This window comes from Kitasatospora sp. NPDC001683 (assembly GCF_053596495.1).
Genome location: NZ_JBSFGK010000055.1, coordinates 40,942 through 53,585 on the forward strand (window position 1 = coordinate 40,942; position 12,644 = coordinate 53,585).

The following is a 12,644-nucleotide window of genomic DNA, read 5'->3' on the forward strand; positions in this document are numbered from 1 at the left end:
CCCGAGCGTGCCTTCTGCCCGAATCCTTTCATGACCAGGCGGCCCCCGGGGGCAGAGTCCGGGTGACGGACGGCACCCGGTCACCCAACGAAACGATCTAGGTCCGAAAAGTCCCTACCGCCCGGCGAGCGCCTTCTCCCCCGCCTCGCGCATCGCCGCCAGCGGTCCGGGCGCGCGCCCGGTGAAGGCCTCGCTCTGCAGCACCGCCTGGTGCACCAACAGGTCCAGACCCCCCAGGACGGTCGACCCGCGCTCGGCACAGGCCGCCGCCAGCGCCGTCGGCCAGGGGTGGTACAGCACGTCGAACAGCGCGCCGGGGGCCGTCGGCAGCGAGCCGGCGAAGACGTCGGTCGCGCCGACCGGCGTGGTGGAGACGGTCAGCGGCCGCTCCAGCGCCTCGGCGCCGCGCTCCCAGTCGGCGGTGCGCACCGCGACGCCGAGCCGCTCGCCCAGCTCGGCCATCTCCCGGGCCCGCTCGGCGCTGCGCACGTAGACCGTCACCTCGCCGGTGCAGACCTGGGCGAGCGCCGCCAGCGCCGAGGAGGCGGTGGCTCCGGCGCCCAGCACGGCGGCGGCCGGCACCTCGGTGATGCCGCGCTCGCGCAGCGCGTTGACCAGCCCGGGGACGTCGGTGTTGTCCCCGGTGCGCCGCCCGTCGGCGGTGAACACCACGGTGTTCACCGCGTCCACCGAGCGGGCCGTCGCACTGACCTCGTCCAGCAGCGGGATGATCGCCCGCTTCAGCGGCATGGTCAGCGACAGCCCCGCCCACTCGGCCTCGTCCAGCCCGGCGAGGAAGCCGGGCAGGCCGGCCTCGTCGACCTCGAAGCAGTCGTAGCGCCAGCCGTCCAGCCCGAGCGCCGCGAAGGCGGCCCGGTGCAGGTCCGGCGAGAGCGAGTGGGCGATCGGCGAGCCGAGGACGGCCGCCCGGTACTTGCTGGTCAACGCTGCCTCTCCGTCAATTGCCTTCCGGCTCTGGCTACTTCTGGGTGGTGCAGTGACCGCGGGCGTCGTCGAAGCCCTGACCGGCGGCGGTGCAGTACTCCTTGACGTTGGCCTTGTGCTCCGCGTACGTCTCGGCGAACCGGGTCTCGGTCGGGGACATCGCGATGAAGTACAGCCACTTGCCGTCCGCCGGGTGCAGCACCGCGTTGATCGCCTCGTCGCCGGGGTTGGAGATGGGCGTCGGCGGCAGGCCCGGGTTCAGGTAGGTGTTGTACTTGTTGGACGCGTTGTCCATGTCGCTTCTGTTGAGGTCCTTGCGGCCCAGCGAGTACTGCAGCGTGGTGTCCATTCCGAGACGGTGCTGCGTCTCGTTGCTCGCCAATCGGTTCTGGATCGTCCTGGCCATCTTGGCGAAGTCCGACGGGTTGTTACCCTCGCGCTGCAGGATGCTCGCCTCGGTGATCACCTCGTAGCCGTTCTTGAGGCCCACCGAGGCGGCCTGGCCGTCCAGGTTCGCGTACTTGTCGACGGCGTTCTTCACCATCTGCTTGAGCAGGTCCTCGGGCTTCATGCCGTCGGAGATGTTGTAGCGGGTCGGCCAGAGGAATCCCTCGATGTTGCCGGTCGCGTACGCGGGCAGGCCGAGGTCGTTGACCTGGGCCTTGGCGACGTTCGCCGTGGTGCCCTTCTGGAGCTTCAGCTTGGCGTCGATCATGGCGTAGATCTCGGAGGAGTTCTTGCCCTCCGGGAACACGATCGCCGCGCCGCCGGCCTGGTCGAGCAGTTCCTTGAGCGCGGCCGCGGCCGGCAGCTCCTTCTTCAGCGTGTAGAAGCCCGGCTGGATGGTGCCGCACTTGGGCTCGACCGCGTCGCAGGCCTTGGTGAACGCGTCGACGCTCTTGACCACGTCGGCGTTCTTCAGGGCGAGACCGATCTGGCCGCCGACCGCGCCCGGCTTGACCTCGACCTGGACGGAGCCGGTGCCCTCCCCGGTGAAATCCGGCGGCGGGCCGAAGTGCTTCTGGTAGAAGCCGTAGCCCCACCAGCCGGCGCCGCCGAGCAGGCCGACCAGCACCAGCGCGACCACCAGGCAGGCGCCGCCGTTGCGGCGGCCCGCCTTCTTGCCCTTCTCCTTGCGCTTCTTCTGCGCCTCGCGGGATTCGTCCTGCTCGCCGAGGAAGCCGACCTCCTCGGCCTCGGCGTGCTCCTCGAGGTAGCCGTCCTCGCCCTGGAGCTCGCCCTCGTGCCGGCCGTCCCACTCCTCGGCCTCGCGCTCGTGCGCCCCGGCGACCGGGTCGGCGCCGGACTCCAGCGCGGCGGCCTCGGCCTCCCAGTCGATCCCGTCCGGGCCGGGACCGGCGGCGGGCTCGGGCGCGGACGCCTGCGGGGCGACCTGCTGCGGAACGGGCTGCGGCTGGACCTGCTGCTGCGGCATGCCCTGGTGCTGCATCGGCATCTGCTGCTGGGGATAGCCCTGCTGGGGCATCCCCTGCTGCATCGGCATCTGTTGCTGGGGGTAGCCCTGCTGGGTCATGCCCTGCTGCTGATACCCCTGCTCAAAACCCTGCTGTTGCGGATAACCCTGCTGCTGGTACCCCTGCGGGTATCCCTCCTGCATCTGCTGCTGATGCACGCCCCCCATCTGCTGGAGGTGGGCCTGCTGCACGTCCCCGTACGGCTGCTGGCCGTGCTGCGGGTACTGCTGCTGCCACTGGCCGTCCTGCTGGCCGGGGACCGGCTGCTGGCCGCCGTACCCGGGATCACCGGGGTGCCACGGCTCGCCCTGGGGGCCGTAGCCCCGACCCAGATCGGTCATTGATCCCCTTAACCGACGGTGACGACCGGAGGATCGGACCGGCCGTCCGGGACGACGCCGTCCCGGCTGATTCTCGAACCGGCGTGCTAGCGCAGCGCCTGGGAGGAGACGTTACCGTACCGCAGCCGTACCCCCGCCCGGGCGGACGCGCTCTCAGTGAGCGACCTCACCCGTGGCGCACGGGGCCGTCACGGGGTCGTCGCGCCCGCCGTCGAGGGCGTGGCGGAGGCCGGGGACCTCGGTTTGGCCGCCCGGGCGGCGTTGAACTCCGCCACGTTGCGCTGGTGCACCTCGAAGCTGTCGGTGAAGCGCGTGTCGCCCGGCTTCACGGTCACGAAGTACAGCCAGTCGCCCGGCGTCGGGTCCAGCGCCGCCATGATCGCCTGCCGTCCGGGGTTGGAGATCGGCGACGGCGGCAGGCCCGGGTGCAGGTAGGTGTTGTACGGGGAGTCCAGGTTGGTGTCGGTGACGGTGGTGTTCAGGGTCGAGCGGCCGAGCGCGTAGTTGATGGTGGAGTCCAGCTGCAGCGGCATCCCCTTCGCCAGCCGGTTGTAGATGACCCGGGCCACCTTGCCCATGTCCTCGGTGTTGTCGGCCTCGCCCTGGACCATGCTGGCGACGGTGACCAGCCCGTACAGGCTCTGCCCGAGGTTCTGTGCGACGACTTTCGCGTCGTCCTGGCTGAACTCCTTGCCGGCCCGGTCGACCATCTGCTTCAGCAGGTCCAGCGGGGTGGTGCTGTCGGTGACGGCGTACCTGGCGGGGAACAGGTAGCCCTCCGGGCTGCCGTTGGCGAAGTCCGGCAGGCCGAGCTCGGCGCCCTGCTCCTTGGCGGCCTTCTGGGTGGTGCCCTCGGGGAGGTTCAGCTTCTTGTCGATCGCCGCGTAGATCTGGTAGCCGCGCCAGCCCTCGGGGATGGTGAGCCCGTTGGCGTTGGCCGGGTCGATCAGGATGGACAGCGCGGCGGCGGCCGACATCTTCTGCTTGAGCGTGTACGTCCCGGGCTGGATCCGCCCGGCGGCCGCGCTGCCCTTCGCTGCCCGGGTGAAGGCGAGCGAGCTGGCCACCACCCCGTTGCGGACCAGCGCGGAGGCGATCTGGGACAGGCCCGCGCCCTCGGGCACCGAGACCTGCACCCTGCCGTCGCCCTGCCCCGCGTAGTCGGCGGCCGCCGGGGCTTTGCGCTGCCGCTGCAACCAGGTGTAGCCGGTGAGCCCGATCCCGCCGAAGACCGCGACCAGCGCGAAGGCGGTGAGCGCGCAGGCCAGTCCGTTACGCCGTCGGTGCGGATCCGGCGCATCGGAGCGCGGCCGGGGCGCACCCGGCGGACGGCCCTCCGGCTCCAGCACCGGCGCACCGAGGTGGCCCGGCGTGAGGCCCGGTTGGAAGTCCTGGTCGATCATGGCTCGCGGCCCCCTCGGCTGTCCCGAAATCGCTGCGAATCGCCCCGATACGACTCATATCGGTACAGATAGATCCAGATCGTCCCAGATCAATCCGAAACGGACACCGGAGCGAGCGAAAAGGGGTCCGTGCGAACGCGTCCGCACGGACCCCTCATCGGGACGTTAGAGCAGGCCGGTCAGCCGACCGCCTCGACGCTCTCACCGGGTGGGCGTCCGCTCACCCGTTCGGACTCAAGGGCGGTCTGCAGGATCACCACCGCGGCGGCCTGGTCGACCACCGAGCGGCCCTTCTTCGCCTTGACCCCCGAGGCGCGCAGCCCGTGGGTCGCGGTGACGGTCGACATCCGCTCGTCCACCAGCCGCACCGGCACCGGGTAGAGCCGGTTGGCCAGCCGCGCCGCGTACGCCCGGACCTTCTCCGCCGCCGGGCCCTCCTTGCCGCTGAGCGAGCGCGGCAGCCCGACGATCACCTCGATCGCGTCGTACTCCTCGACGATCGCGGCGATCCGGGCCTGCGACTTCACCCCGGCCGGGACGGTCTCCACCGGCGTGGCGAGCACCCCGTCGGGGTCGCAGGACGCGACCCCGATCCGGGCGTCGCCGACGTCGACGGCGATCCGCCGGCCACGCCGGAAGGGCTTCGGCTCCGGTTCGGTCATCAGGAGGCGCGCTCCGCGACCAGGCCGCGCACCGCGGCGATGGCCTCGCCGACCGCGGCCGGGTTGGAGCCGCCGCCCTGGGCGACGTCGTCCTTGCCGCCACCGCCGCCGCCGAGGGTCTTGGCGGCGGTGCGGACCAGCTCACCGGCCTTGATGCCGCGGCCGCGGGCGTCCTCATTGGTGGCGATCACGGTCAGCGGGCGGTCGTTCGCCACGGCGAACGCGGCGACCACGGCCGGGCGCGAGCCCAGCCGGCCGCGCACGTCCAGGACCAGCTTGCGCAGCTCGTCCGCACCCACGCCGTCGGCGACCTGCGCGGCGACCACGGCGATGCCGTGCACGTCCTCGGCCGAGTCGGCCAGGCCCGCCGCGGCGGCCAGCACCTTCTCGGCGCGGAAGCGCTCGATCTCCTTCTCGGCGTCCTTGAGCTTGGTGAGCATGCCCGAGATCTTCTCCGGCAGCTCCTCCGGGCGGCCCTTGACCAGCTCGGTCAGCTGGGCCACCACGGTGTGCTCGCGGGCCAGGAACTTGTACGCGTCGACGCCGACCAGCGCCTCCACCCGGCGCACGCCGGAGCCGATCGAGGACTCGCCGAGCAGCTTCACCAGGCCCAGCTGGGCGGTGTTGCCGACGTGGGTGCCACCGCACAGCTCCTTGGAGAAGTCGCCGATGGTGACGACCCGCACCTCGTCGCCGTACTTCTCGCCGAACATCGCGATGGCGCCGGCCTTGCGGGCCTGGTCCATCGTCATGACCTCGGCGGTGACGTCGAGCTCGCGGCCCAGCACGTCGTTGATCTTCTGCTCGACGTCCACCAGCACGCTGCCCGGAACGGCGGCGGGCGAGCCGAAGTCGAAGCGGAAGCGGCCCGGGGCGTTCTCGGAGCCGGCCTGGGCGGCCGTCGGGCCGAGCGCGTCGCGCAGCGCCTGGTGGGTCAGGTGGGTGGCCGAGTGGGCGCGGGCGATCGCCCGGCGGCGCTCGGTGTCGATCGTGGCGTACGCCGAGGCGCCGAGCACGACCTCGCCGAACAGCACGCCGCCGGAGTGCACGATGACGCCCGGGACGGGCTGCTGCACGTCGCGGATCTCCACCACCGCGCCGGACTCCAGCCGGATCCGGCCGTGGTCGGCGAGCTGGCCGCCGCCCTCGGCGTAGAACGGGGTGCGGTCGAGGATGAGCTCGACCTCGTCGCCCTCGGAGGCGGCCGGCGACGGAACGCCGTCCACCAGCAGGCCGACCACGGTGGCCTCGCCCTCGGTCAGGGTGTAACCGGTGAAGACGCTCGCGCCGGACTTGTCGGCGACCTCGCGGTACGCGGCGACGTCGGCGTGGCCCATCTTCTTGGCCTTGGCGTCCGCCTTGGCGCGGTCCCGCTGCTCCTGCATCAGGCGGCGGAAGCCGGCCTCGTCCACCTGGAGGCCCTGCTCCTCGGCCATCTCCAGGGTGAGGTCGATCGGGAAGCCGTAGGTGTCGTGCAGCTTGAACGCCTGCTCGCCGGAGAGCACCACGCCGCCGGACTGCTTGGTGTCGGTGACCGCGGCGTCCAGCAGGTTGGTGCCCGCCTTCAGGGTCTGCAGGAAGGCCGACTCCTCGGCGACGATGACCGTCTCGATGCGCTTGCGGTCGGTCTCCAGCTCCGGGTACTGCGGGGCCATCGCCTTGATGGCGATGTCGGTGAGCTCCTTGGCCACCGGCTCGGTGGCGCCCAGCAGGCGCATGTTGCGGATGGCGCGGCGCAGGATGCGGCGCAGCACGTAGCCGCGGCCCTCGTTGCCGGGGGTGACGCCGTCGCCGACCAGCATCAGCGCGGTGCGGATGTGGTCGGTGACCACGCGCAGCGAGACGTCCGACTTGTGGTCGGCGCCGTAGGTGTGGCCGGTGAGCTCGGCGGCGCGGTCGAGGATCATCCGGCTGGTGTCGATCTCGAAGAGGTTGTCGACGCCCTGCAGGATGGCGGCGAGGCGCTCGAGGCCGAGACCGGTGTCGATGTTCTTGCTCGGCAGGTCGCCGAGGATCTCGAAGCCGTCCTTGCCGTCGCCGTGGCCGCGCTCGTACTGCATGAAGACCAGGTTCCAGATCTCCAGGTAGCGCTCGCCGTTGACGGCCGGGCCGCCCTCCTCGCCGTAGGCGGGGCCGCGGTCGTAGTTGATCTCCGAGCACGGGCCGCACGGGCCGGGCACGCCCATCGACCAGAAGTTGTCCTTCATGCCGAGGCGCTGGATGCGCTCGGCCGGCACGCCGATGACGTCGCGCCAGATCTGCTCGGCCTCGTCGTCGTCCTTGTAGACGGTGATCCAGAGCTTCTCCTTCTCCAGGCCGTAGCCACCCTCCGCGACGGGAGTGGTGAGCAGCTCCCAGGCGAACTTGATGGCTCCTTCCTTGAAGTAGTCACCGAAGGAGAAGTTGCCGCACATCTGGAAGAAGGAGCCGTGCCGGGTGGTCTTCCCGACCTCCTCGATGTCCAGGGTGCGCACGCACTTCTGGACGCTGGTGGCGCGCGAGAACTGCGGCTTGACCTCGCCCAGGAAGTAGGGCTTGAACGGCACCATGCCGGCGTTGACGAGCAGCAGGGTGGGGTCGTCGGCGACCAGGGACGCCGACGGAACGACGGTGTGGCCGCGCTCCTCGAAGAAGCGCAGCCAGCGGCGGCGGATCTCAGCCGACTCCATTAGTGGTCCTTCCGGTTCGTTCCGCTCCGCGGCAGGGCTCGGCGGGGCGTTTCTTCAATGGTCTGCGGGATGGTTCGGCCCCCACCGTCGGGCAGGGCGCGGGCGGGAGGCAGGGCGGCGGCCGGGCGACCGGGCGCCGCCGAGATAGCTCGGTACTGCGGCTCGCGTGTGGGGGGCAACGCGGAGCGTTTCCCAAGAAGGGTGGTGGCGGGCGACGGGTGGGGACGGCGGGTGCTCCGGGGCTCCACCACGGCGGTGCCGTGCAGGCCGAGGTCGTCCTTCAGCTGCTCCTCGCGCTCGGCCATGCCGGAGCGCACGTCCTGGGCGAACTGCTTGGCCAGGTCGCCCAGGTGCAGCGCGCCGCGCGCGGCGGTGCCGGAGAGGCTGTCCGGGGTGAGTCGCTGCACCGCGCCGTTGGCCTTGTTCATGGCCCACACGGCGGCGCCGGCGCCGACCGCCATCCAGAAGATCCGTGCCATGCCGTCAGCCCCTCACCGCTCGCCGGACCCGGGAGAGCAGGCCGTTCCTGGGCGCGGTCGCGGCGCGCACCTCGGCCCGGATCAGCCGCGCCAGCTCGTCGCGCTCGCCGGCCTGCAGCGGCACGTTCGGCAGGGCGCCCTGCTGCTTGGCGACGGCCTTGCGGACGCCGTAGCTGAAGGCGGCGACCTTCATCAGCGGTCCGCCCAGGGTGGCGGCGGCGGTGGAGGACAGCGCCTTCGCGTTGGCGGCGGCGTCCTGCACGTTGGCGGTGATCTCGTCCACCCGGTCCAGCTGCTCGTTGGCGCTGCGCACTGCGGCGCCCGCCTCGGTCAGCAGGGGTACGGCCTGCTCGGTGACCGCGGAGACCAGGACGGCGGCCTCCTTCAGCACCCGGGAGAGTCGGACCAGCACCACCGCGAGCAGGGTGACCAGGACCGCCCAGAACACGGCGACGAGCAATCCGGCCAGCTCTCCCACGGACACTTCTGCGCGCTCCCTCGCCTTGCTGGTTACAGACGGAACCCTATCGCGCCCACGCCCGGTTTCCGGACCGGGTCACGGCCGCGGCCTCGCCCGGGTGTGCGAACCGCGCGCGTAACCTACCGGTCGGTCACCTCGTTCTGCCAAGCGGGCCGTCGGCCGTACGGCCCGACGCACGTCCGGGCCGCCGCGGTCCGGGCACGGAACGACGGGGAGCAGGGCTTGGCCGGCGACTGGACAGCACAGCCCGCGGGGTGGCCGGGCGAGCCGGAGCCGGGCCGGCTGCCGGCCGAGGTGACCGGCTTCGTCGGGCGTCGGCCGGAACTCGCCGAGCTGGCGGGCCTGCTCGCCGCCGCCCGGCTGGTGACGGTGACCGGGCCGGGCGGGGTGGGCAAGAGCCGACTCGCGCTGCGGGCAGCGGCCCGGGCGGCCGGGGCCTTCCCGGACGGCACCTGGCTGGTGGACGTGGCTCCGGTGCAGGACCCGCTGCTGCTCGGTCACGCCGTGCTGGAGGCCCTGCGGCTGACCGACGGCACCGCCCGGCCGCCGCTGGACGTCCTGGCCGAGCACCTGGCGGGGCGGCGCCTGCTGCTGGTGCTGGACGGCTGCGAGCACCTGGTGGAGGCCTGCGCCGAGCTGACCGACGCGCTGCTGCGCGCGCTGCCCGGACTGCGGGTGCTGGCCACCAGCCGCGCCGCCCTGCGCGCCTCGGGCGAGCACCTGCTGACGCTGGCCCCGTTGCCGGTCGGCCCGCTGCCGGGCCAGCGGGTGGGCCCGGGCGTGCTGCCGGACGCGGTGCGGCTGTTCGCCGACCGGGCGCGGGCCGTGGTGCCGTCCTTCGAGGTGACCGAGGCGAACGCGGCGGCGGTCGGGCTGCTCTGCCACCGGCTGGACGGCATCCCGCTGGCCGTGGAGCTGGCCGCCGGGCGGCTGCGGGCGCTGTCCGTGGAGCAGATCACGACCCGGCTGGACGACCGCTTCCGGCTGCTCGTCGGCGGCTCCCGGACGGCCCTGCCGAGACACCAGACGATGCGCACCACGATCGGCTGGAGCCATGAGCTCTGCACGGCGCAGGAACGTTTACTCTGGGCCCGCCTGTCGGTCTTCGCCGGCAGTTTCGGCCTGGAGGCCGCCGAGTACGTCTGCGCCGGCGAGGGCATCGAGCCCGAGGACGTGCTCGACCTGCTCGACGAACTCGTCGCCAAGTCCGTGGTGCTGCGCGAGGAGAGCGCCTTCGGCGTCCGTTTCCGGCTGCTGGACACCCTGCGCGAGTACGGCGGCCACTGGCTGCGCGCCGCCGGCGCGGAGCCGCGGCTGCTGCGCCGCCACCGGGACTGGTACCTGGGCGTCGCCACCTGGGGCGAGGTCGAGTGGTTTGGCCCCCGACAGCCCGAGACCGCCGAGCGCACCCGGCTCGACCACGCCAACCTGCGCGCCGCGCTGGAGTTCTGCCTGGCCGAGCCCGGCGAGGAGCAGATCGCCCTGCTGCTGGCCGGCACCCTCTGGTTCTACTGGGTCGGCTGCGGACACCTCGGCGAGGGCCGGCACTGGCTGGACCGCGCGCTCGCCCTGGGCCGCGAACCCACCGAGGCCCGGGCCAAGGCCCTGTGGGTGACCGGCTACATGGCCACCCTGCAGGGCGACCTCGGCACCGCCCGGCCCGCGCTGGAGGAGTGCCGCCGCCAGGCCCTGGACACCGGCGACGACCGCGCCCTCGCCTACGCCGTCCACCGCCAGGGCTGCGCCGCCCTGATCGGCGACGACCCGGAGCGCGCCGCCGAGCTGTTCGAGGAGGCGCTCTGGCACTACCGGACCATCGGCGAGCTCAACAGCAACGTGGTGATGGCCATGATCGAGCTGGGCCTCGCCTACCTCTTCCAGGGCGACCGGGACAGCGGCGAGCTCTGGTTCGGGCAGGCCCGCGAGGTGTGCGAGGAACACGGCGAGCAGTGGGCGTACGCCTACGTGCTGTACGCGACGGCGTACTCGCACTACCTGGACGGCGCCGTCCAGTCGGCCCGCGCCCTGGCCCGCGAGTGCGTCCGGCTCAACCACCACTTCCACGATCTGCTCGGCATCGTGCTGGGGATCGACCTGCTGGCGCTGCTGGAGACCGAGCCGGCCGGACCGGGCGAACCGGCGGACCTGCGCGAGGCCCGGGTGCTGCAGGGCGCGGCGCACCGGATCTGGCGCACGGTCGGCAATCCGTTCCTGGGCTCGCGCTCCTTCTTCGGCACCCACCAGGAGTGCGCCGAGCGGGCCCGGGCCGGGCTCTCCGAGCAGGAGTACGAGGACTGCTACCGGGCGGGCGGCCGGCTGGACCTGGACGCGGCGGTGGGCCGGGCGCTCGGCGACGGGGGCTCCTCGGACGGCCCGGAGGCCGGCCCCGGCCCCTGCCCGGTGCCGCCCGCGCCGGCGCCGGCCCCGGTCCGGAACAGCTGAAGCTTGCGGATTGTTTGAGGAGGCAAGGATCCGCCCGGAAGGAACACCATGGCCATCCACGACGAGTACCGCCTCGCGAACTTCTACTTCGAGTCCAAGGCGTACACCGACGCCGCCCGCATGCTCGAGGGCGTGCTGGCCGAGGAGCCGGCCAACCTCTCCGTCCGGCTGCTGCTGGCCCGCAGCTACTTCCACTCCGCCCAGCTCGGCCGCGCCGAGGCCGAGCTGCGCCGGATCCTCGACCTCGACCCGGCCGAGGACTACGCCCGGCTGATGCTCGGCCGCACCCTGGAGCGCCAGGGCCGCGCCGAGGAGGCCCGCCCGCACCTGCGGCTGGCCGCCGCGATGACCGGCTCGGACCTCCGATAGGCAAGCAGCGAGCCCCCGCCGCCTCGAGGGGCGACGGGGGCTCGCTGTGGTTTCGCGGTCTGCGGAACCGAGCTCGGGTCAGCGCGAGTAGTACTCGACGACCAGCTGCTCGTCACAGATCACCGGGACTTCCTTGCGCTGCGGCGCACGGTCCAGGCGGAAGGCCAGGGCCTTCAGGTTGACCTCGAGGTACTTCGGGGTCTGGCCCTCACCCGCGTAGCCACCCTCACGGGCGACCTGGAAGGGGACCTTCTCCTTGCTGCGCTCGCGGACGGTGACCACGTAGCCCGGCTTCATCTGGAACGACGGCTTGTTGACCTTGCCGCCGTTGACCTCGATGTGGCCGTGGACGACCATCTGGCGGGCCTGGTAGATGGTGCGGGCGATGCCCGAACGCAGCACCAGCGAGTCCAGACGGGTCTCCAGCTCGGCGACGAGCGCCTCACCGGTCTTGCCCTCGGCCTTCTTCGCGCGGTCGAACGCGCGCGACAGCTGCTTCTCGCTCAGGTCGTACTGGGCGCGAAGACGCTGCTTCTCGAGCAGACGGACCTTGTAGTCCGAGTTCTGCTTGCGGCCACGGCCGTGCTGGCCGGGCGGGTACGGGCGGGCCTCGAAGTACTTGACGGACTTCGGGGTCAGCGGCACGCCGAGCGCACGCGCGATCTTGACCTTGGGACGCTTCTGGTTCGCCATGAACCAAACCTTCCTTGCTTACGAATACGGCTTTCACCAGGTGTTGACGGAGGTCGCATGTCGCGACCCGGAGAAAACCCCGACGCCTGCGCGAAGGGATCAGCCGCTCTCCGGAGCCGGGCACGAGAAGTGCTGGTCACACGAAGGGCCCGGAAACCGGGCCGTCCGCGACACCGAAACGGTGCGCGACGCTCCTGGTGCGGGCCTCCCGGGGGAGGCCTACGGCCGGTGTCCCGCTGGTGCGGCCGGTCGGTGGGGTCTCCCCCGCCGCCGTCCCGGGACTTGGCACTCCGATCGAGTATACCCGCGGATCACTCGCCGTTTTCCCCGGGCTGCCCGGCCTTCTTCTCGGCCTTCTTCTCGGCCTTCTGCTCCGCCCTGCGCTCCCCCCGCAGCCGCCCACGCGTCCACTCCACGGTGTCCGCGTACCGGACCTCGCCGCCGCGCCGGTTCGGCTGGTAGTACTCCCGACCGTGCACCGAGTCCGGCGCGTACTGCTGGGCCGCGATGCCCTCCGGCAGGTCGTGCGGGTACTGGTAGCCCCGGCCGTGGCCGAGCTTGCCCGCCCCGCCGTAGTGGGCGTCCCGCAGGTGCGGTGGGACGGCACCGGCCAGGCCCTGGCGGACGTCCGCCCGGGCCGCGTCGATCGCCCGGGGGGGCGCTCGGGAGAGCGGCGGGTGGGGAA

At 72.2% G+C, this 12,644-nt stretch carries 12 protein-coding genes; 3 read left to right on the forward strand and 9 right to left on the reverse strand.

The features are described 5' to 3' along the window. Positions 1 to 114: 114 nt before the first annotated feature. Both ACWCYO_RS26555 and mltG (ACWCYO_RS26560) read right to left on the reverse strand, forming a co-directional pair. Positions 115 to 945 (reverse strand): shikimate dehydrogenase, encoded by an 831-nt coding sequence (locus ACWCYO_RS26555; protein ID WP_449785596.1) that lies wholly within the window; start codon positions 943 to 945, stop codon positions 115 to 117. A 34-nt stretch (positions 946 to 979) separates the two neighbouring features. Beyond that, on the reverse strand, positions 980 to 2,479 hold the full coding sequence (gene mltG / locus ACWCYO_RS26560) for an endolytic transglycosylase MltG (protein ID WP_449785597.1): 1,500 nt from the start codon (positions 2,477 to 2,479) through the stop codon (positions 980 to 982). On the opposite strand from mltG (ACWCYO_RS26560), the gene ACWCYO_RS26565 reads away from it, so the two are divergent. Continuing rightward, positions 2,453 to 2,764, forward strand: coding sequence for a hypothetical protein (locus tag ACWCYO_RS26565; protein WP_449785598.1), 312 nt, complete (start codon positions 2,453 to 2,455; stop codon positions 2,762 to 2,764). The two genes, mltG (ACWCYO_RS26560) and ACWCYO_RS26565, sit on opposite strands and share 27 nt — an antisense overlap. Before the next feature lie 185 nt (positions 2,765 to 2,949). Here the strand turns inward: ACWCYO_RS26565 and mltG (ACWCYO_RS26570) are convergent, their stop codons facing one another. The 5 genes from mltG (ACWCYO_RS26570) to ACWCYO_RS26590 all read right to left on the reverse strand — a co-directional run bounded on the left by mltG (ACWCYO_RS26570) (position 2,950) and on the right by ACWCYO_RS26590 (position 8,458). Next, entirely contained in the window at positions 2,950 to 4,164 is a 1,215-nt protein-coding gene (gene mltG, locus ACWCYO_RS26570) for an endolytic transglycosylase MltG (protein ID WP_270148372.1), read from the reverse strand. Between the two features lie 179 nt (positions 4,165 to 4,343). Then, positions 4,344 to 4,826: a Holliday junction resolvase RuvX gene (ruvX, locus tag ACWCYO_RS26575; RefSeq protein WP_270148371.1), complete on the reverse strand. Its 483-nt coding sequence runs from the start codon at positions 4,824 to 4,826 to the stop codon at positions 4,344 to 4,346. After that, positions 4,826 to 7,495 (reverse strand): alanine--tRNA ligase, encoded by a 2,670-nt coding sequence (gene alaS, locus ACWCYO_RS26580; protein WP_270148370.1) that lies wholly within the window; start codon positions 7,493 to 7,495, stop codon positions 4,826 to 4,828. Before alaS ends, ruvX begins: the two co-directional genes overlap by 1 nt. Next, positions 7,495 to 7,974, reverse strand: coding sequence for a DUF6167 family protein (locus tag ACWCYO_RS26585; protein ID WP_270148369.1), 480 nt, complete (start codon positions 7,972 to 7,974; stop codon positions 7,495 to 7,497). Before ACWCYO_RS26585 ends, alaS begins: the two co-directional genes overlap by 1 nt. A gap of 4 nt (positions 7,975 to 7,978) precedes the next feature. Beyond that, positions 7,979 to 8,458 carry a DUF948 domain-containing protein gene (locus tag ACWCYO_RS26590; protein WP_270148368.1) on the reverse strand — a complete coding sequence of 160 codons (480 nt, stop codon included), beginning with the start codon at positions 8,456 to 8,458 and terminating at the stop codon, positions 7,979 to 7,981. Positions 8,459 to 8,677: 219 nt separating this feature from the next. Here ACWCYO_RS26590 and ACWCYO_RS26595 point away from each other — a divergent pair, with 219 nt between their 5' ends. Both ACWCYO_RS26595 and ACWCYO_RS26600 read left to right on the forward strand, forming a co-directional pair. Next, the gene (locus tag ACWCYO_RS26595; RefSeq protein ID WP_449785599.1) at positions 8,678 to 10,897 is read left to right on the forward strand and encodes an ATP-binding protein; all 2,220 of its coding nucleotides are present in this window, start codon (positions 8,678 to 8,680) and stop codon (positions 10,895 to 10,897) included. A 48-nt stretch (positions 10,898 to 10,945) separates the two neighbouring features. After that, positions 10,946 to 11,266: a tetratricopeptide repeat protein gene (locus ACWCYO_RS26600; protein ID WP_449785600.1), complete on the forward strand. Its 321-nt coding sequence runs from the start codon at positions 10,946 to 10,948 to the stop codon at positions 11,264 to 11,266. A 78-nt stretch (positions 11,267 to 11,344) separates the two neighbouring features. Here the strand turns inward: ACWCYO_RS26600 and rpsD are convergent, their stop codons facing one another. After that, positions 11,345 to 11,959, reverse strand: coding sequence for a 30S ribosomal protein S4 (gene rpsD / locus ACWCYO_RS26605; RefSeq protein WP_270148363.1), 615 nt, complete (start codon positions 11,957 to 11,959; stop codon positions 11,345 to 11,347). Between the two features lie 311 nt (positions 11,960 to 12,270). Then, on the reverse strand, positions 12,271 to 12,644 hold a 374-nt coding region (locus ACWCYO_RS26610; protein ID WP_449785601.1), incomplete at its 5' end, for an AAA family ATPase.